Below are 17,821 nucleotides of genomic sequence, written 5' to 3' on the forward strand. Positions count from 1 at the left end.
CGGAAGGCACACCCGCATGCGCACCAGCGTCGGCATCATCGGCGCCGGCCCGGCCGGCCTCCTGCTCTCCCACCTGCTGCACACCCAGGGCATCGACAACGTCGTCCTGGAACTGCGCGACCGCGCCTACGTCGAGCGCCGTCAGCGCGCCGGCATCCTCGAACAGGCCACCGTCGACGTCCTGCGCTCCTCCGGCGCCGGCGAGCGGATGGACCGCCAGGGCCTGCCGCACCACGGCATCGAGCTGCGCTTCGACCGTCGCTCCCACCGGATCGACTTCCCCTCGCTCGCGGACGGCCGGTCCGTGATGGTCTACGCCCAGACGGAGGTGGTCAAGGACCTTATCGCGCTGCGCGAGGCGGCCGGCGGCACCGTGCTGTTCGAGGCCGAGGCCCTCTCCGTCGACGGCGTCGACACCGCCGCGCCCGGCATCCGCTACCGGCACGACGGCGCCGAACACACCCTGGACTGCGAGCTCGTGGTCGCCTGCGACGGCTTCCACGGCATCGGCCGCCGCGCGATGCCCGAGGGCCTGCTGACGGTCAGCGAGCGGACGTACCCGTTCTCCTGGCTCGGCATCCTGGCCGACGTCCCGCCCTCCTGCGAGGAGTTGATCTACGCGCACCACGAGCGCGGCTTCGCCCTGCACAGCATGCGCTCCCCGCAGGTCAGCCGGCTCTACCTGCAGGTCGACCCGGACGACACGGTGGAGAACTGGCCGGACGCGCGGATCTGGGACGAGCTGGACACCCGCTTCGCGGTCGACGGCGACTGGCGGCTCGCCCGCGGCCCGATCACCGAGAAGTCCGTCACCCCGATGCGCAGCTTCGTCGCCGAACCCCTGCGCCACGGCCGGCTGTTCCTGACCGGCGACGCCGCCCACATCGTCCCGCCCACCGGCGCCAAGGGCCTCAACCTGGCCGTCGCGGACGTCACCCTGCTCGCCCGGGCGATCGGCCGCTGGTCCCTGGACCGGGACGAGTCGCTGCTCGACGCCTACTCGGAGACGGCGCTGCGCCGGGTCTGGCGCGCCGAGCACTTCTCGTACACCATGACCACCCTGCTCCACCCGGCCCCCGGCGAGAGCGAGTTCGACCGCCGGCTCCGGCTCTCCCACCTGCGCTACCTGGCCTCCTCCCCGGCCGGCTCCGCCTCGCTGGCGGAGAACTACGTCGGGCTGCCGCTGGTCTGACGCGAGTACCCCGAAGGGGGCGGCTGCTGTCGACAGCAGCCGCCCCCTTCGGGGTTCTCCGGAACGAGGCTCAGGCGTAGAAGCGGTAGACCGCCTGGGCGACGCACGCGGGCTTGGCGGAACCGTCGATCTCCACGGTGAGGTCGACCACGACCTCCACGCCGCCGCCCTTGACGTCCTCCACCGAGACGACGGCGCCGTGCGCGCGGATCTTCGCGCCGACCGGCACCGGCGCGGGGAAACGGACCTTGTTGAGGCCGTAGTTGACGGCCATCGAGACGCCCTCGACCACCAGCAGCTCGCTCCAGAGCGGGATGAGCAGCGAGAGGGTGAGGTAGCCGTGCGCGATGGTGCCGCCGAACGGGCCGGTCCTGGCCCGTTCGACGTCGGTGTGGATCCACTGGTGGTCGTCGGTGGCGTCGGCGAACAGGTCGACGCGCGGCTGCGCGATCTCGCGCCAGGCGGTGTGGCCGAGGTCGGCGCCGGCCTGGGCCCTGATCTCCTCGATGCCGTGGACGGTGGTGGACATACGGGTGCTCCTCGTCGGTCGTGCGGACGGTGCAAGGGGTCGGTCAGTCGGAGAACTGCGCCCGGATCGGGCCCTTGAGCAGCTTTCCGGTGGCGTTGCGCGGCAGTTCGGGCGCGAGGACGACGGACTTCGGGATCTTGTAGCGGGCCAGCCGCCCGTCCAGGTGGGCGAGCAGGTCGGCGGGTTCGACGGCGGCGTCCTCGCGCAGGACCACCACGGCCCGTCCGACCTCGCCCCAGACCGGGTGGGCGACCCCGATGACGGCGCACTCGGCGACAGCCGGGTGTTCCAGCAGGGCGTCCTCCACCTCGGCCGGGTAGATGTTCTCCCCGCCCGAGATGATCATGTCCTTGACCCGGTCGACCAGGCGGACGTAGCCCTCGGCGTCGGCCACCGCGACATCACCGGAGCGGAACCAGCCGCCCTCGTGGAAGGCCTCCGCCGTGGCGTCGGGCAGGTTCCAGTACCCGGGGGTCACGTTGGGCCCGGCGACCAGCACCTCGCCCTCCGTGCCCGGCTCGGTCTCCTCGCCGAGCGGGTCCACCACGCGGACCTCGGTGAAGAAGTGCGGCACCCCGGCCGTACCGGCGTGGGCCTGCGCGTCGGCGCGGTGCAGGATCAGCGCGCCGGGCGAGGCCTCCGTCATGCCGTAGCCCTGGACGAAGGCGAGCCCGCGGTCGAGGTAGGCGCGCGCGGTGCGGGCCGGCACGGGTGCGCCGCCGCACAGCAGGTTCCGCAGGCTGGACAGGTCGGCCCGCGCCCAGCCGGGGGCGGCGGCCACCGCGTCGTACATGGTCGGTACGCCGAACATGCAGGTGACGCGGTGGCGTTCGACCAGTTCCAGGGTGCGGGCGGCGTCGAAGGTCGACTCCAGGACGACCGTGCCGCCCTTGAGCAGCACCGGCAGGCAGCTCATGTTGAGCGCACCGGTGTGGAACAGCGGCGCGCTGACCAGGGCCACCTCGTCGCTCGCGAGGTCGGTGTCGACCAGCACGTTGAGGCTGTTCCAGAGGATGTTGCCGTGGGTGAGGACGGCTCCCTTGGCCCGGCCGGTGGTGCCCGAGGTGTACATGATCAGGCAGGGGTCGTCCGGGCCGACCTCCTCGTCGATCGGCTCCCGGGGCGCGGCTGCGAGCAACTGCTCGTACGCCTCACCCTCCGCCTGCCAGATCTCGGCCCCGTCGGCCAACAGGCGTACGACCCCGCTGTCCTGACGTATCGTCAGGAGAATTACGCTGCCCGAGTCGGCCAGCTGGTACCGGAGTTCGGGCGCCGCGAGACGGGTGTTGAGCGGCACGAAGACGGCGCCCAGCAGGCCGGCGGCGAACAGGGTCTCCAGGTACGCCGGGTGGTTCGGGCCGAGGAAGGCCACCCGGTCGCCGCGCCGGACGCCCGCCTGGCGCAGCGCGTGCGCCAGGCTGGTGCACCGCTCGTGCAGCCGGGCGTAGTCGACGGCCGCCCCCTCGTGGACCAGCGCGGTGCGCCGGGGCGAGCGGCGGGCGCGGCGACCGGGCCAGGAGCCGATGCCCTGGTTCCACGCGGGTGCGCGCATGGGCTCCCTCACTTCCCGTCGGGGCCGGCCGACAGGCCGAGCAGCCGCGCCGCGTTCTCCTTGAGGATCTTCGGGCGGACCTCGTCCTTGATCGGCAGCTCGGCGAAGTCGGCGAGCCAGCGGTCCGGGGAGATCAGCGGGTAGTCGGAGCCGAACAGCACCTTGTCCTTGAGCAGGCTGTTGGCGTACCGGACGAGCTGCGGCGGGAAGTACTTCGGCGACCAGCCGGACAGGTCGATGTACACCTGCGGCTTGTGGGTGGCCACCGCCAACGCCTCGTCCTGCCAGGGGAAGGACGGGTGGGCGAGGATGATCGGCATCCCGGGGAAGTCGGCGGCGACGTCGTCCACGTCCATCGGGTTGGAGTACTTCAGCCGGATGCCGCCGCCCCCGGGCGCGCCCGCGCCGATCCCGGTCTGACCGGTGTGGAAGACGGCGATCGCGCCGGCCTCCTCGATCGCCTCGTACAGCGGGTAGGCGAGCCGGTCGTTGGGGTGGAAGGCCTGGATGTTCGGGTGGAACTTGAAGCCCCTCACCCCGAACTCCCGGACCAGGCGGCGGATCTGGCGCACCGCGGCCTTCCCCTTGTACGGGTCGACCCCGGCGAAGGGGATGATCACGTCGGGGTGCTCCAGCGCGGCCTCGGCGATCTCCTCGTTCGGAACCGGCGGGGTGCCGGTGGCGGACTCGGCGTCGACGGTGAAGACGACGCAGGCCATCCTCCGCTCGCGGTAGTGGGCGGCGATCTCCGGCAGGGTGGGGTGGCGGTGCTCGGCCTTGAAGTAGGCCCCCGCGGCGCCGTCCAGTTCGGCCGACAGGGAGGCCGCGCCCTTCGCGGAGACCTCGGCGTGGGTGTGGACGTCGATCGCCACGAGGTCGTCGAGGTTCATCGCGGCGCCGTTCGGCTCGGCTCCCGTCACGGCTGCGGTGCCCGTCACAGCTGCGGGGCCGGGATGCCGTAGGTCTGCTGCACCCGGCCGACCGAGACCGGCCAGGCGGCGGCGATCGCCTCCGCGCTCCAGCCGCCGTCGGCGTAGGCCACCGCGACCTCCTCCGGGTGCGACCACAGGGCCAGCTTGTCGCCGCCGACGCCGACGCACTGGCCGGTGATCCCGGCGGAGGCCTCGGAGGCGAGGAAGGCGACCAGACCGGCGACGTCCTCGGGGGTGCCGAAGCCCTCGCCCTTGCGCAGGCTTTCCGGGAAGGGCGTGCCGTGCTGCTCCAGCGCCTCGATGTGCGGGGCGAAGACGGGGATGGTCTTGGTCATGGCGGTCGCGGCGACCGGGATGACGGCGTTGGCGGTGATGCCGGCCCGGGCCAGTTCCATCGCCCAGGTGCGCACCATGGCGGCGATCCCGGCCTTGGCGGCGGCGTAGTTGGTCTGGCCGAAGTTGCCGCGCTGCCCGGCCGGGGAGCCGGCGACGACGATCCGGCCGCCCTCGCCCTGCTCGCGCATCCGCTCGACGGCGGCGCGCACGCAGGTGAAGGTGCCGCGCAGGTGCACCCGGACGACGGTGTCGAAGTCCTCGTCGGTCATCTTCCAGAGCACCTTGTCCCGCAGCACGCCGGCGTTGGTGACCATCGCGTCCAGTCGCCCGAAGTGCTCGACCGCGCACGCGACCAGTGCCTCGGCGGCTTCGGCGGTGCCGACCGGCACGGCCAGCGAGGCGGCCCGGCCGCCGGCGTCGGCGATCAGCTCGACAGCGTCAGCGGCGGCCTGCGGGTCGACGTCGTTGACGACCACGGCCGCTCCGGCGGCGGCCAGCGCCCTGGCGTAGGCGAGGCCGAGCCCGCGTCCGCTGCCGGTGACGACGGCCACCTTGCCGGAGAGGTCGATGCGGTCCCTGCGATCCATGGGGAAGTCCTTTCGCCCGGCCGGGGCGGAGGCGCGTGTTCGCGACCAGGCATCGCCACCGGCGGCTGCTGAAGAAAGTAGGCATAATTCTGTCGACGGTCAACAGACTGCCGAACATTGCCGCTGACTACGCTGTTGCCCCGACCCACCCGACCCTGCCCTGACCCTGCCCGACACCCACCCGATGCCCGCCCCATCCCCGTCCGGACTCCAGGAGGAAGACCGTGCCCGCCGACCAGGACACCGCTGCGCCGCGACCGCAGTCCCTGATGCTGAGCTTCTTCGGCATCCACGTGCTCGGCCGGGACATCGCCCTGTCCTCCGGGAGCGTGATCGACGCCTTCGCCCGGGTCCACATCAGCGAGGAGGCCGTCCGCTCGACCCTCACCCGCATGGTGGGCCGGGGCCTGCTGGACCGTCATCGCCGGGGGCGAAAAATGTACTTCGCCCTGACCGGGCGCGCCAAGGCCGTGCTCACCGACGGCCAGGACCGGATCCGGCGCACCGGCGCCGTCAACCGGGCCTGGGACGGCAGCTGGACGGTCGTCGGCTTCTCGCTCCCCGACGCCTGGCGCCGCGAGCGCCACGACCTGCGCTCCCGGCTGGTCTGGGGCGGGTTCGCACCGCTGCAGAGCGGGCTCTGGACGGCGCCCGGCGAGGTCGACGTGGCCGCCCTGGTCGACGGGCTCGGACTGGAGGGCCACCTGCGGGTCTTCCACGGCCGGGCCGCCGCCCCCACCGACGCCGCCGACCTGCTCGCCGCCTTCGACGTCCCGGCCATCGCGGCCCGCTACCGCGCTTTCCTCGACCGCTGGCACGACCCCGAGGCCGGCGACCCCGCCGAGACCCACCTGCCCGAGGTCCAGCTGCCCGAGGACCGCCTGGCCCGCCAGCTGCTGCTGCACACCGACTGGCTGGACGTGGTCCGGGGCGATCCGCACCTGCCGGCCGAGCACCTGCCCGCCGACTGGCCCGCCGAGGCGGCCGAGCAGCTGTTCCACACCCTCGCGCACCGCTACCAGCCGGACGCCGAGGCGATCGCCGCCGAGATCCTGGACCGGATCGAGATCACGGCCGCCTGAGGCTCACGCCCGCTCCAGCCTTATGTCAACAGCCTTATGTCAACGCCATTGACGTTATGCGCGACGCGGCGGTCTGATGGCGGCATCCGGAGGCCCGACCCTCCATGCACCGAAGGAGCCGCCCGCCATGGCCGACCCCGTCCGCGCCCTCCAGGACGCCCAGCCCGTACCGTTCTGGCTCGACGACCCCGACCGGCCGTCGGCTGCGTCCGCCCTGGTCGGGGACGTACGGTGCGACCTGCTCGTGGTCGGCGGCGGCTACAGCGGCCTGTGGACCGCGCTCATCGCCAAGGAGCGCGACCCCTCGCTCGACGTCGTCCTCATCGAGGCGCAGGAGACCGGCTGGGCCGCCTCCGGCCGCAACGGCGGCTTCTGCGAGGCCAGCCTCACCCACGGCCTCGCCAACGGGCACCAGCGCTGGCCCGACGAACTCCACACGCTCGAACGGCTCGGCGCCGCGAACCTCCAGGCCATGGAGGACACCGTCAAGCGCTACGGCATCGACTGCCACTGGGAGCGCACCGGCTCCCTCACCGTCGCCACCGAGCCCTACCAGGTCGACGGCCTGCGGGAGTTCGCCGACCTCGCCGCCCGCTACGGCAGCCGGCTCGACGTCCTCGACCGCGAGGCCGTCCGCGCCGAGATCGACTCCTCCACCTTCCTCGGCGGCCTCCGCGACCGCGACGGCGTCGCCATGCTCAACCCCGCCCGCCTCGCCTGGGGGCTCCGACGGGCCTGCCTCGACCAGGGCGTGCGCATCCACGAGCACACCCGGGCGACCGGCCTCACCGGCTCCCCGCGCGGAATCACCGTCCGCACCCCGTACGGCCGCGTCGGCGCCCGCCGTGTCGCGCTCGCCACCAACGCCTTTCCCTCCCTGCTGCGCCGCCACCGCCCGTACACCGTGCCGGTCTACGACTACGCGCTGATGACCGAGCCGCTGACCGAACAGCAGCTCGGCTCGGTCGGCTGGCAGGGCCGCCAGGGCTTCTCCGACAGCGCCAACCACTTCCACTACGTCCGGCTCTCCGCCGACAACCGCATCCTGTTCGGCGGCTACGACGTCGTCCACCAGTACCGCAGCCGGGTGCGCGCCGAACGCGACCAGCGCCCGGAGACCTTCGCCACCCTCGCCCGGCACTTCTTCCGGACCTTCCCGCAGCTGGAAGGCGTCCGGTTCAGCCACGCCTGGGGCGGCGCGATCGACACCTGCACCCGGTTCAGCGCCTTCTTCGACCTCTCCCACGACGGCCGGGTCGCCTACGCCGCCGGCTACACCGGCCTGGGCGTCGGCGCCACCCGCTTCGGCGCCGAGGTGATGCTCGACCTCCTGGACGGCGCCCGCACCGAACGCACCGCGCTGCAGCTGGTCCGCCGCAAGCCGCTGCCCTTCCCACCCGAGCCCGCCCGCTCGATCGGCATCGGCATCACCCAGCGGGCCCTCACCCGCGCCGACGCCAACGCCGGCCACCGCAACCTCTGGCTGCGCACCCTCGACCGCGTCGGCCTCGGCTTCGACTCCTGAACGCCCCTCCCGACATCGTCCACCAGCCGCGCCGGCCCGTCCCTCAGGTCCGCGGCAGGAACTGCTCGGCCCAGATGATCTTTCCCTCCGGGGTGTACCGGACGCCCCAGCGTTCGGTGAGCCGGGCGACGAGGAACAGGCCGCGGCCGCCCTCGTCCTCCTCGACCGCGTAGCGCAGGTGCGGGGCGGTGCTGCTGGTGTCGGAGACCTCGCAGATCAGCGTGCGGTCGCACAGCAGCCGCACCCTGATCGGTCCGGTCCCGTAGCGGATGGCATTGGTCACCAGTTCGCTGAGCACCAGTTCGGTGACGAACACGGCCTCGTCCAGGCCCCACGCGACGAGCCGTCGGGTGGCCTCGGCCCGGGCCTCGGCCACCGCCTCCGGAGCCGAGGCCACCTCCCACTCGGTGGTCCGGTCGGGGTCCAGCACGCGGGTGCGGGCGACGAGGAGGGCGATGTCGTCGGTCTGGCGGACGGGCAGCAGGGCCTCGAGCACGGCCTCGCAGACCTCCTCGGGCGACCGGCCCGGGCGGGCCAGGGCGGCCGTGAGGACCTCCAGGCCGACACCGATGTCGCGGGTGCGGTCCTCGACCAGGCCGTCCGTGTAGAGGATCAGGCTGCTGCCCTGCGGCAGACTCACCTCCGCGGCTTCGAAGGGCATCCCTCCCACCCCGAGCGGCGGACCGGCGGGAAGGTCGAGGAGCTCCACCGTGCCGTCCGGTCGGACGACGGCGGGCGGGGGATGTCCCGCCCGGGCCAGCGCGCAGCCGGCGGTGCTGGGGTCGTAGATCGCGTAGAGGCAGGTGGCGCCGGTGATCGCGAGCTCACCCCCGGCTGCCGCCGCCTCCTGGTCGATGTGGGCGACCAGTTCGTCCAGGTGTCCGAGCAGCTCGTCCGGCGGCAGGTCGAGGGTGGAGAAGGTCTGGACGGCGGTGCGCAGGCGGCCCATGGTCGCGGCGGCGTGCATGCCGTGGCCGACCACGTCGCCGACGACGAGCGCGACCCGGGCACCCGGCAGCGGGATGACGTCGAACCAGTCGCCGCCGACCCCCGCCTGGGCGGGCAGGTAGCGGTGGGCGACGTCGAGGGCGCTCTGCTCGGGCAACGCGCGCGGCAGCAGGCTGTGCTGCAGGGTGACGGCCATCGTGTGCTCGCGCGTGAAGCGGCGGGCGTTGTCGACGGACACGGCGGCCCGGGCGGCCAGCTCCTCGGCCAGGGACAGGTCCTCCTCCTCGAACGGGCCCCTGCCCCGGCCACGCCAGAAGCAGGCGATGCCGGTGAGCACACCCCGCGCCGTCAGCGGAACGGCGATCAGCGACGCCAGACCGAACTCCAGCACCGCCTGCGTGCGCTCGGCATCCTGCCGGCGCCACCCGGCATCGGTCGCCAGCTCGGGGACCAGCGCGGATCGCCCGCTGACGAAGCCCGCCGCCTGCGGGGTACTGCCCGCCCACCGGACCAGCGTCCCCTGGGGGTACAGCGGCGAATCGTCCCGGAGGCCCGTGACCGCCACCCGCCGCAGCTCCACCGTCGAGCCGACCGCCAGGGTCCGCGGTTCCTCGCCGCGCAGGACCTCCTCGGCGAGGTCGACGGTGACGTAGTCGCAGAATTCCCGAGCCGCCAGCCCGGCGAGCTCCTCCGCGGTGCGCCGGACGTCCAGGGTGGTACCGATGGCCATGCTCGCGTCGTACAGCAACCTGAGCCGGGCGCGGGCGACCTCGGCCTTCCCGGCGAGGGCGCGCAGTTCGGTGGAGTCACGCAGGGTGGTCACGCTGCCGGGCGGGCCGGGCGGGCCACCGCCGGCGGCGATGGGGCGGTTGTTGACGGCCAGCAGCCGGTCGCCCACGAGGAGCACCTCGTCGGTGACCGCACTGTCGGAGAGCAGCAGTCCGGTCGTCCGCGGGTCGAGACCGAGGTCCGTGACGGCACGTCCCTCGGCATCGGGGGGCAGGTCCAGCAGTCGGCCGGCCTCGTCGTTGGCGAGCAGGACCCGGCCGTCGCCGCTGACGATGGCCACGCCCTCGCGCACCGCGTGCAGGACCGCGTCGTGGTGCTCGTACATCCGGGTCATCTCCTCCGGCCCCAGACCGTGGGTCTGGCGCAGGAGCCGCCGGCCCACCAGCGCCGTTCCGGCCGTGGCCAGGCCGAGCGCGACGGCGCCGGCACCCAGGACGACCGGGAGCTGGCGGTCGAACGCACTGCTCACGTTGGCGACCTTCATCCCGGAGGAGACGATGCCGACGACCGCACCGTGATCGTCCTCCACCGGGACCACCACCTGGTACTCCAGGCCGAGCGGGCCGTGCACCTGCTCGACGGTGACCCGGCCCTGCAGCGACGGCCCGATCGTGCCGACGAACTTCTTGCCGATCTGCTCCGGCTCGGGGTGGGTGTAGCGGATGCCGTTCCGGTCGGTCACCACGATGAAGTCGACGTGGGCCTCCTTGCGGGCCGCTTCGGTCAGCGGCTGGAGCACCGCGCTGGGATCGGGGCCCTGCATCGTCGCCACCAGGCCGGGGCCGTGGGCGAAGGCCTGGGCAGCGGCGAGCGAGCGGTCACGCGCCGCGTCGAACCGGTCGCTGCGGGACTGGATCAGCAGCGCGACGACGGCCGCCACCACGAGCAACAGCACGATCAGCACCTGCAGGACGAACATCTGCCCGGCGACACTCCGGATGCTCATCATCGACCGCAGGCGCTGCGGCGACGACCCCCACGGCAGCGGGCGTGAGTCTCGCCGCCCACGACGGCTTTCGGATCGGCGCGGGGGCGGCCGGAGAGGGCGGCCCGTGGTTCTGGCCATACGCCCATAGTCCCGCGCGGAACGCTGGACCAGGACACCACGGCACCCCCGATCGCGGCCCGGCCGGCACCGTACGTCCCGTCGCGTCCGCCGACACGACCGAGCCGGGGCGCCCGATGACACCGCTGCTACGTCGGCATCACCGGCCCCGTAGCCACCCCGCCGTTGGACGGACGCGCCCGAAACCGGTCGCCCGCTGGACGGTTGTCAGGTCTGGAGCGGAAGCTCGGCGGGCATATCACCGACATCTGGCGACGGGCCCGGCTGAAACTCCCCCACGAGTTCAACCGGGCCCCAGCCGGCCACCGGGCCTGGGCGCGACTCCCCCCACGGAGCAGCGGCTGGGCCCGCATGCTGTTCAACCAGCGACACGCAGCGTACATGCCATCTCTACCCAGCGCTACCTCGGACGGCCGATCACCTCAGCACGGCCGGAACCATGCGCCTTCGATGCCCCCGATGCCACCCACGGCCCGACGGCTGACGATCGGCGAGGGGGTGCCGGCGCCTCCCGCTCGCCGGTGCGTCGGAAGGCGCAGTCCGGCGGGCCCGCTCGTAGCGCCTGCGTGACGATCGGCAGGACGGCACCCCCGTGCGCCGGCCACCCCGGAGAAGGGCGCGCCATGACCATCGACCGACGACGCTTCCTCACCACCCTCGGCGCCGCCGCCATGGTGACGGCCGGCGCCACTCCCGCCCGCGCGCCGGCCGCCTTCCCGGCCCGGTCCCGGGTCTGGGCGGACGCACCCCCGGACTGGCGGGCGCTGCGGGACCGCCTGGGCAGTCGGCTGGTGCTCCCGGCCGACCCCGGGTACGGGACCGCCCGGCTCGGCTACAACAAACTGAACGACGGTCAGCTCCCGGCCGCCGTGGCGCAGTGCGTGTCGGCCGACGACGTGCGGGCCTGCCTGGACGTGGCGCGCGGGCACGGGATCCCGATCGCGGCCCGCAGCGGCGGCCACGGCTACCTCGGCTACAGCATCCCCGCCCAGGGCCTGGTGATCGACCTCCGCGGGATGGCCGACGTCCGGGTGCACCCCGACGGCACCGCCGAGGTCGGCGCCGGCGCCCGCCTCATCGAGGTGTACGCGGCGCTCGCCCAGGCGGGCCGGCTGCTCCCGGGCGGCAGCTGCCCGACCGTCGGGGTCAGCGGCCTGACCCTCGGCGGCGGCATCGGCGTGCTGACCCGCAGGTACGGGCTCACCTGCGACCGGCTGGCCGCCGCCGACATGGTGACCGCCGACTCGCGCCTGCTCACCGCCTCGCCCGCCCAGGAGCCCGACCTGCACTGGGCGCTGCGCGGGGGCGGTGGCGGCAACTTCGGAGTGGTCACCCGGTTCAGCTTCGCCACCGCCCCCGCGCCCGGCCTGACCGTCTTCGTGCTCGGCTTCCCGGCCGGCTCGGTGACCCAGGTGCTCGGGGCCTGGCAGCAGTGGGTGGCCGGGGCCCCGTTCGAACTCTGGGCCAGCTGCCAGATCTCCGGCGGCTCCCCGCCCACCTGCCGGATCGTCGGCTGCTACGTGGGCGATCCCGACGGCGCCGACGTCCTGCTCGACCGCCTGGTGAAGGCGGCCGGCACCACCCCGAGCTCGCGCACCGTCTCCCCCAAGGACTACCTGGGCGCGATGAAGTTCATGGCGGGCTGCTCGAACGACACCATCGCCCAGTGCCACCCCACCTGGGAGGGCGGCGTCCTGCCCCGGGCCGGCTTCGTCGCGGTCTCCCGGATGCTGGGCCCGGCACCGCTGGATCCGGCGAAGGTCACGGCGCTGATGGCCGGCCGCCCCGGCGTCGACCTGCTGCTCGACTCCCTCGGCGGCGCCGTCGGCGAACTCGCCCCCGGAGCCACCGCCTTCCCCCACCGCGACTCGCTCGCCAGCGCCCAGGTCTACGCCAGTGCCACGCCGCTCAGCGAGGACCGGGTCCGCGCCACCGTGGACACGATCCGCGACGGACTGGCCGGGCTCGGCGCGCACGGTGCGTACGTCAACTACATCGACAACACGCTGCCGGACTGGGGCAACGCCTACTACGGCAGGAACCTGACCCGCCTGAAGGACGTGGCCCACCACTACGACCCGGACGGCGTCTTCGCCTTTCCCCAGTCCGTGACAGCCAGTCCGTGACAGCCGGTCCGCACCCGCCGGCCGATCTTGTTCCTTTCGCGTCGTGCGTCAGCGCGTAGCGGGCGGCGGGCGGCAGGCTGCCTGAGCTGCCGTCGGTCATCTCGCCCGATTGCAAAATGGGGACCTCTCCACTTAACGTGAGGTCAAGTGGAGGGCTCCCCATTTTGTGCCATGGGTCGCCCTTCCGGCTGCTCACCTGCGGAAAGGAACAAGTGCCCATGTCGGGAATCGAAGGCAAGGTCGTGGCGATCACCGGAGCCAGCAGCGGCATCGGAGCGGCGACGGCGATCCATCTCGCCGGGAGAGGGGCCCGGCTCGTGCTCGGGGCGCGACGCCAGGACCGGCTGGACGCGGTCGTGGCGCAGATCGCGGCGCAGGGCGGCAGCGCCGTCGGGACCGTCGTCGACGTGACGCGCCGCGAGGACCTGCGGCGCCTGACGGACACGGCGCTCGACCGGTACGGCCGGCTCGACGTGCTGGTCTCCAACGCCGGCACCATGGCGGTGTCCCCGTTCGACGAGCTGCGTCAGGACGACTGGGACGCCATGGTCGCCACCCACATCACCGGCCTGCTCAACGGGATCGCGGCGGCGCTGCCCGTCTTCCGGGAACAGCGCTCCGGCCAGTTCGTCAACATCGCCTCCACCGCGGCCTACGTCGTCAAGTCCCCCCAGGCCGTCTACGCGGCGACCAAGACGGCGGTGAAGGTCCTGACCGAGGGCCTGCGGCAGGAATCGGGGCCCGACCTGCGCGTCACCCTCGTCTCACCGGGCTTCACCGACACCGAGGGCGTGGGCAAGGGAGCCAGTCCCGAAGCGGCGGCCGCGCTGGCCCGGCAGCGCGACGAGATCGCCATGCCGCCCTCCGCCGTCGCCTCCGCGATCGGCTACGCCATCGAACAGCCCGAGGGCGTCGACGTCAGTGAGATCGTCGTCCGGCCCACGGTGCAGGCCTGACACCCGGGCAGGACACCCGGGCAGGACGCCCGGACAGAACGCCCGGGCGTACGCCGGATCGCCGCCACCGTCGGGCCCGAGGGCGTCCGTTAGCGCTCACAAGGCCACCGTGGCGGACGGCGGGTGGATTGGTGCCGGCTTCAGTCGTCCAGGGAGGTCAGCAGTTCGCGCAGCAGGTCGTTGAGTTGGGCGGCCCGTTCGGGGCCGAGGGCGTCCACGGCGCGGCGCTGGACGGCGAGGCCGGCGGTCACCGCGCCGTCGATGGTGGAGCGGCCCTCGGGAGTGAGGCTGATCCGCAGGCCGCGGCGGTCGTTCGGGTCGGGGGAACGGGTGACCAGGCCGGCCCGCTCCAGCTTGTCCAGGCGGCCGGTCATGCCGCCCGTGGTCAGCATCAGGGTGGCGGTCAGCTCGCGCGGCGAGAGCGAGAACGGCTCACCGGCCCGGCGCAGGGTGGCCAGCACGTCGAACTCGCCGCGCCCGATGCCGAACGGGGCGTACGCGCGCTCCATGCGATCGCCCATGCCGCGCGCGAGCCGGTAGATCCGCCCGAAGGCCTCCATGGCCTGCAGGCTCTCCCCCAGGTCGGGCCGCTCCTGGCGCCACTGGGCGGCGATCGCGTCCACCGGGTCGGCGGTGGTGGGGCGCGGGTTCGGGGCGGAATCTGCGGTGCTCGTCATGGGTTCAGTGTGGCACAAGATTGCTTGTCACAAAGAAGCTTGACTTTAACTAGCTTACTGCTAAGTTACTTACATGCTTTCAAAAAGGAGCCCGGGCTTCCCCGGCGAACGCAGCCTGATGGCGGCCCTGGCCATCGACGCCCTCGGCAACGGCATGTACGTGCCCTTCAGCCTGGTCTTCTTCCGCCACGTCACCGGCCTGCCGTTGGCCGTCATCGGCCTGGTGCTCACCGCCACCGGCCTGCTGGCGATGGTCGCGCTCCCGCTCGTCGGCACCGCCGTCGACCGGTTCGGCGCCCGCCGCATGCAGATCGCCCTCCACCTGATCCGGGCCGCCGGATTCGCCGTCTACCCCTTCGCCTCGGCCCTGCCCGCCTTCGTCGCCGTCACCCTGGTCACCGCCGTGGCGACCCGCGGCTACCCCGCCGTCCAGCAGGCCAGGATCGGCGAACTCGCCTCCGGCACCAGCCTGGAGCGCATCAACGCCCTCGGCCGCAGCCTCGCCAACGCCGGCCTCGGCGCCGGCAGCATGCTCGCCGCCCTGCTGGTCGGCCTGGCCGGCGACGGCGGCTACACCGTCGCCGCACTGCTCAACGCCGCCAGCTTCCTGGCCGCCGCCGCCCTGGTCCGCCGCGTCCCGGACCGCAGCGCCGAGGCCGTCGACAGCCCCGCCCCGCGCGACACCGGACAGGTCGGCTACCGCGCGGTCCTGGCCGACCGGCCGTTCCTCGGCCTGGCCACCGCCAACCTGCTGATCTCCCTCGGCTACGCCTCGCTCGCGGTACTGCTCCCGGTGTACGTGACCGGTGCCCTGCACGCCTCCGCCGCGCTGCCCGGCCTCGCCTTCGCCGTCAACACCGTGCTCTGCGCCGCCCTCGGCGTCCCCGCCGGGCTCGCCGTCCGCCGGTTCACCACCCGCAACCGGGCCGCCGCCACCGGCGCCGCGCTGTTCGCCGCCGGATTCCTCGCCCAGGCGCTGCTGGTGCCCGCCGCCGGACGCTTCACCACCGCCGGCCTGCTGGCCGTGGTGGTCGTGATCACCCTCGGCGAGATCGTCCACAACCCCGCCGCCTCGGCCCTGGTCACCGCCACCGCCCCGGCCGCCGTCCGCGGCCGGTACATGGCCACCTACCAGCTCTCCTGGTCGCTCTCCGCGGCGCTCGCCCCCTCCCTGCTCACCGGCCTGCTGGCCCTCGACAACCGGCTGCCCTGGCTGGTGCTCGCCGCCACCGCACTGGCCGGAGCCGGCCTCCTGCTCCGCCTGGAGCGCCGACTGCCGGCCCAGGCCGTCCGTCCCGAGCCGCAGAAGGCCGCTCTGACCACCGCAGCCTGAAGCACCGCGAGCCCCAGCACCGCAAGCCCCGCACGCCGAACCCACAGAGGAGACGGCGATCGGGGCTGCGGCGCGTTCCCGCTTGACGGCCACTCACCATGGCGCCCGGCCTGCCGATGGACCCGAATCCTGGGCGCAGCGGCCGGGAGGAGTTCCCCCACGGCTTCCCCGGGGCTTCACCCAGGGCAGAACGCCGCTCCCTTCCCCCGGCGCCCCGAATCCCTAGGCTGAAGGGGTGAGCACTCATGCGCCGAACGAAGCCCGCGTCATCCCCCTGCGCCCGCAGGCCTCGCCGCCCGTTTCCGGTGGGGCGACCCGCGCCCCGCAACGACCGGCCGGAACTCCCCGGGCACCCCTGACACCCGCGCCGAAGGAACCCCTGTGGCGCGACCTCGTCGGCGATGCGCTGCGGCGCGAGCGGCTCGCGCAGGAGCGCACGCTGAAGGACGTCGCGGAGGCGGCCCGGATCTCGGTGCCGTACCTGTCGGAGCTGGAGCGCGGACGCAAGGAGGCCTCCTCCGAGGTGCTCGCGGCCGCCGCCCGGGCCCTCGGGCTCGGTCTCGCCGACCTGCTCTCGCTCGCCCAGGACGAACTGGCCCGGTACGCCCCGAGCCCGGTGGGCCGGAGCCGGGTGAGCCAGAGTCAGGTGAGCCGGAGCCAGGTGGGTCGCGGCCGTACGTCGCCGACGGCGCGGTACGACGGCCTCTGCCTCGCCGCCTGACCGAACCGGAGGCCGGCACGACAGCGGGCACGACGGCCGGTACGACGGCCGGTACGGCGGGGCGCCCCACCGCCGCACCGGCCACGGCCGCGCGCAGTCAGCCGAACGCGTGCCGTCGGCTCAGTACCTCGTCGGCGATCCCGTAGGAGACGGCCTCCTCGGCGGTGAGCACCTTGTCCCGGTCCATGTCCGCGCGCAGCGTCGCCACGTCGTGCTGCGTGTGCCGGGACAGGACCTCCTCCACCTGCGAGCGGATGCGGACCATCTCCTTGGCCGCGAGGCTGAGGTCGGAGACCGTCCCCTGCCGACCGCCGCTGGCCGGCTGGCCGAGCAGCACCCGCGCGTGCTGGAGCACGAACCGTCGCCCGGGATCTCCCCCGGCCAGCAGCACCGCCGCCGTCGACGCCGCCTGGCCGACGCAGAAGGTGGAGATCGGCGCCTGCACGAAGGTCATCGTGTCGTAGATCGCCATCAGCGAAGTGAACGATCCCCCGGGCGAGTTGAGGTAGATCGAGATCTCGCGCTCCGGGTTCTCCGACTCCAGGTGCAGGAGTTGCGCGATGACCACATTGGCGACCCCGTCGTCGATCTCGGTGCCGAGGAAGATGATCCGCTCGTTCAGCAGCCGGCTGAAGACGTCGTAGGACCGCTCGCCCTGGGCGGTCCGCTCGATCACGTAGGGAACCGTGTACGACCCCATGTCACAGCCCCATCCGTCGGCGCGACGCGGCCGGGCGGATGTCGGCGAACGACTCCACCACCCGGTCGACGATCCCGTACTCCCTGGCCTGCCCGGCCGTGAACCAGCGGTCCCGGTCGCCGTCCCGCGCGATCGTCTCCTCGCTCTGCCCGGTGTGCTCGGCGGTGATCCGCTCGATGGCCTTCTTGGTGAACTGCAGGTTCTCCGCCTGGATCTCGATGTCCGCGGCGGTGCCGCCGATGCCCGCCGAGGGCTGGTGCATCATGATCCGCGCGTTCGGCAGCGCGAACCGCTTGCCGGACGCCCCCACGGTCAGCAGGAACTGGCCCATGCTGGCGGCGAACCCCATCGCCAGGGTCGAGACGTCGTTCGGGATGAGCCGCATGGTGTCGTAGATGGCGAGGCCCGCGGTGACCGACCCGCCGGGGCTGTTGATGTACAGGCAGATGTCGGTGCGTGGGTCCTCCGCCGACAGCAGCAGCAGCTGCGCGCACACCCGGTTGGCCGACACGTCGTCGACCTGGGTGCCGAGGAGGACGATCCGCTGGGCGAGCAGCTGACCCGCGAGATGGTCGTCGAAGGGGCTGGGCGGGGTGCCGCCCTCGTCCGCGCGGGGCGGGAGCGAGGTGAGTGGAGTCATCAGGTCTCCTTGTCGAGGCGGGGATGCCGTCGGCTCCACTCTTGCCCCGGGGAGGTCCCCGAACGTGGTTTCTCTGCCCACCGCAGATTCGCCACCGGCAGAGCCGACGGCTCAGCCGTTCTCGTGCGGC

15 protein-coding genes are annotated in these 17,821 nt (G+C 73.2%); 7 read left to right on the top strand and 8 right to left on the bottom strand.

Annotated elements, in window-relative coordinates; translation table 11 throughout:
* Positions 1-16: 16 nt before the first annotated feature.
* Positions 17-1,192, top strand: a complete 1,176-nt coding sequence (locus ACZ51D_RS02290; RefSeq protein WP_360490809.1) for a 4-hydroxybenzoate 3-monooxygenase — start codon at positions 17-19, stop codon at positions 1,190-1,192.
* Positions 1,193-1,262: 70 nt separating this feature from the next.
* On the opposite strand, the gene ACZ51D_RS02295 is transcribed toward ACZ51D_RS02290, so the two are convergent.
* Genes ACZ51D_RS02295 through ACZ51D_RS02310 form a run of 4 tightly spaced genes read right to left on the bottom strand, consistent with a single transcriptional unit; the run spans position 1,263 to position 5,128 of the window.
* Positions 1,263-1,721: a MaoC family dehydratase gene (locus ACZ51D_RS02295; protein ID WP_465619369.1), complete on the bottom strand. Its 459-nt coding sequence runs from the start codon at positions 1,719-1,721 to the stop codon at positions 1,263-1,265.
* Between the two features lie 43 nt (positions 1,722-1,764).
* Complete coding sequence (locus tag ACZ51D_RS02300) at positions 1,765-3,273, bottom strand: acyl-CoA synthetase (protein ID WP_465660869.1); 1,509 nt, start codon at positions 3,271-3,273, stop codon at positions 1,765-1,767.
* A gap of 8 nt (positions 3,274-3,281) precedes the next feature.
* Complete coding sequence (locus ACZ51D_RS02305; RefSeq protein ID WP_360491549.1) at positions 3,282-4,163, bottom strand: amidohydrolase family protein; 882 nt, start codon at positions 4,161-4,163, stop codon at positions 3,282-3,284.
* A 44-nt stretch (positions 4,164-4,207) separates the two neighbouring features.
* A complete protein-coding gene (locus tag ACZ51D_RS02310) occupies positions 4,208-5,128 on the bottom strand; it encodes an SDR family oxidoreductase (protein WP_465660871.1) in 921 nt (306 codons plus the stop codon).
* A gap of 224 nt (positions 5,129-5,352) precedes the next feature.
* Between ACZ51D_RS02310 and ACZ51D_RS02315 the strand changes: the two genes are divergently transcribed.
* Together ACZ51D_RS02315 and ACZ51D_RS02320 are read left to right on the top strand one after the other, a co-directional pair.
* A complete protein-coding gene (locus tag ACZ51D_RS02315) occupies positions 5,353-6,210 on the top strand; it encodes a PaaX family transcriptional regulator (protein WP_465660873.1) in 858 nt (285 codons plus the stop codon).
* Positions 6,211-6,337: 127 nt separating this feature from the next.
* Positions 6,338-7,735, top strand: coding sequence for an NAD(P)/FAD-dependent oxidoreductase (locus tag ACZ51D_RS02320; RefSeq protein ID WP_465660874.1), 1,398 nt, complete (start codon positions 6,338-6,340; stop codon positions 7,733-7,735).
* Positions 7,736-7,778: 43 nt separating this feature from the next.
* On the opposite strand, the gene ACZ51D_RS02325 is transcribed toward ACZ51D_RS02320, so the two are convergent.
* Positions 7,779-10,418, bottom strand: coding sequence for a SpoIIE family protein phosphatase (locus ACZ51D_RS02325; protein ID WP_465660876.1), 2,640 nt, complete (start codon positions 10,416-10,418; stop codon positions 7,779-7,781).
* A 743-nt stretch (positions 10,419-11,161) separates the two neighbouring features.
* Between ACZ51D_RS02325 and ACZ51D_RS02330 the strand changes: the two genes are divergently transcribed.
* Both ACZ51D_RS02330 and ACZ51D_RS02335 read left to right on the top strand, forming a co-directional pair.
* Entirely contained in the window at positions 11,162-12,664 is a 1,503-nt protein-coding gene (locus tag ACZ51D_RS02330; protein ID WP_465660878.1) for an FAD-binding oxidoreductase, read from the top strand.
* A 218-nt stretch (positions 12,665-12,882) separates the two neighbouring features.
* On the top strand, positions 12,883-13,620 hold the full coding sequence (locus tag ACZ51D_RS02335) for an SDR family oxidoreductase (protein WP_465619381.1): 738 nt from the start codon (positions 12,883-12,885) through the stop codon (positions 13,618-13,620).
* A gap of 140 nt (positions 13,621-13,760) precedes the next feature.
* On the opposite strand, the gene ACZ51D_RS02340 is transcribed toward ACZ51D_RS02335, so the two are convergent.
* Positions 13,761-14,297, bottom strand: a complete 537-nt coding sequence (locus ACZ51D_RS02340; protein ID WP_465619383.1) for a MarR family winged helix-turn-helix transcriptional regulator — start codon at positions 14,295-14,297, stop codon at positions 13,761-13,763.
* Between the two features lie 73 nt (positions 14,298-14,370).
* Here ACZ51D_RS02340 and ACZ51D_RS02345 point away from each other — a divergent pair, with 73 nt between their 5' ends.
* Positions 14,371-15,630, top strand: a complete 1,260-nt coding sequence (locus ACZ51D_RS02345) for an MFS transporter (RefSeq protein WP_465660880.1) — start codon at positions 14,371-14,373, stop codon at positions 15,628-15,630.
* A 235-nt stretch (positions 15,631-15,865) separates the two neighbouring features.
* Complete coding sequence (locus ACZ51D_RS02350) at positions 15,866-16,351, top strand: helix-turn-helix domain-containing protein (RefSeq protein ID WP_465660882.1); 486 nt, start codon at positions 15,866-15,868, stop codon at positions 16,349-16,351.
* Between the two features lie 97 nt (positions 16,352-16,448).
* On the opposite strand, the gene ACZ51D_RS02355 is transcribed toward ACZ51D_RS02350, so the two are convergent.
* Together ACZ51D_RS02355 and ACZ51D_RS02360 are read right to left on the bottom strand one after the other, a co-directional pair.
* Complete coding sequence (locus ACZ51D_RS02355) at positions 16,449-17,051, bottom strand: ClpP family protease (RefSeq protein WP_360490844.1); 603 nt, start codon at positions 17,049-17,051, stop codon at positions 16,449-16,451.
* A gap of 1 nt (position 17,052) precedes the next feature.
* The gene (locus ACZ51D_RS02360; protein WP_465619391.1) at positions 17,053-17,691 is read right to left on the bottom strand and encodes an ATP-dependent Clp protease proteolytic subunit; all 639 of its coding nucleotides are present in this window, start codon (positions 17,689-17,691) and stop codon (positions 17,053-17,055) included.
* Positions 17,692-17,821: the final 130 nt, after the last annotated feature.

Source organism: Kitasatospora sp. NPDC033851 (assembly GCF_055576085.1).

Coding starts and splice junctions, on each gene's coding strand:
- ACZ51D_RS02325 (WP_465660876.1), bottom strand. CDS start 10,418: ATGAGCATCCGGAGTGTCGCCGGGCAGATGTTCGTCCTGCAGGTGCTG.
- ACZ51D_RS02355 (WP_360490844.1), bottom strand. CDS start 17,051: ATGGGGTCGTACACGGTTCCCTACGTGATCGAGCGGACCGCCCAGGGC.
- ACZ51D_RS02310 (WP_465660871.1), bottom strand. CDS start 5,128: ATGGATCGCAGGGACCGCATCGACCTCTCCGGCAAGGTGGCCGTCGTC.
- ACZ51D_RS02330 (WP_465660878.1), top strand. CDS start 11,162: ATGACCATCGACCGACGACGCTTCCTCACCACCCTCGGCGCCGCCGCC.
- ACZ51D_RS02295 (WP_465619369.1), bottom strand. CDS start 1,721: ATGTCCACCACCGTCCACGGCATCGAGGAGATCAGGGCCCAGGCCGGC.
- ACZ51D_RS02300 (WP_465660869.1), bottom strand. CDS start 3,273: ATGCGCGCACCCGCGTGGAACCAGGGCATCGGCTCCTGGCCCGGTCGC.
- ACZ51D_RS02360 (WP_465619391.1), bottom strand. CDS start 17,691: ATGACTCCACTCACCTCGCTCCCGCCCCGCGCGGACGAGGGCGGCACC.
- ACZ51D_RS02340 (WP_465619383.1), bottom strand. CDS start 14,297: ATGACGAGCACCGCAGATTCCGCCCCGAACCCGCGCCCCACCACCGCC.
- ACZ51D_RS02320 (WP_465660874.1), top strand. CDS start 6,338: ATGGCCGACCCCGTCCGCGCCCTCCAGGACGCCCAGCCCGTACCGTTC.
- ACZ51D_RS02305 (WP_360491549.1), bottom strand. CDS start 4,163: ATGAACCTCGACGACCTCGTGGCGATCGACGTCCACACCCACGCCGAG.
- ACZ51D_RS02345 (WP_465660880.1), top strand. CDS start 14,371: ATGCTTTCAAAAAGGAGCCCGGGCTTCCCCGGCGAACGCAGCCTGATG.
- ACZ51D_RS02290 (WP_360490809.1), top strand. CDS start 17: ATGCGCACCAGCGTCGGCATCATCGGCGCCGGCCCGGCCGGCCTCCTG.
- ACZ51D_RS02335 (WP_465619381.1), top strand. CDS start 12,883: ATGTCGGGAATCGAAGGCAAGGTCGTGGCGATCACCGGAGCCAGCAGC.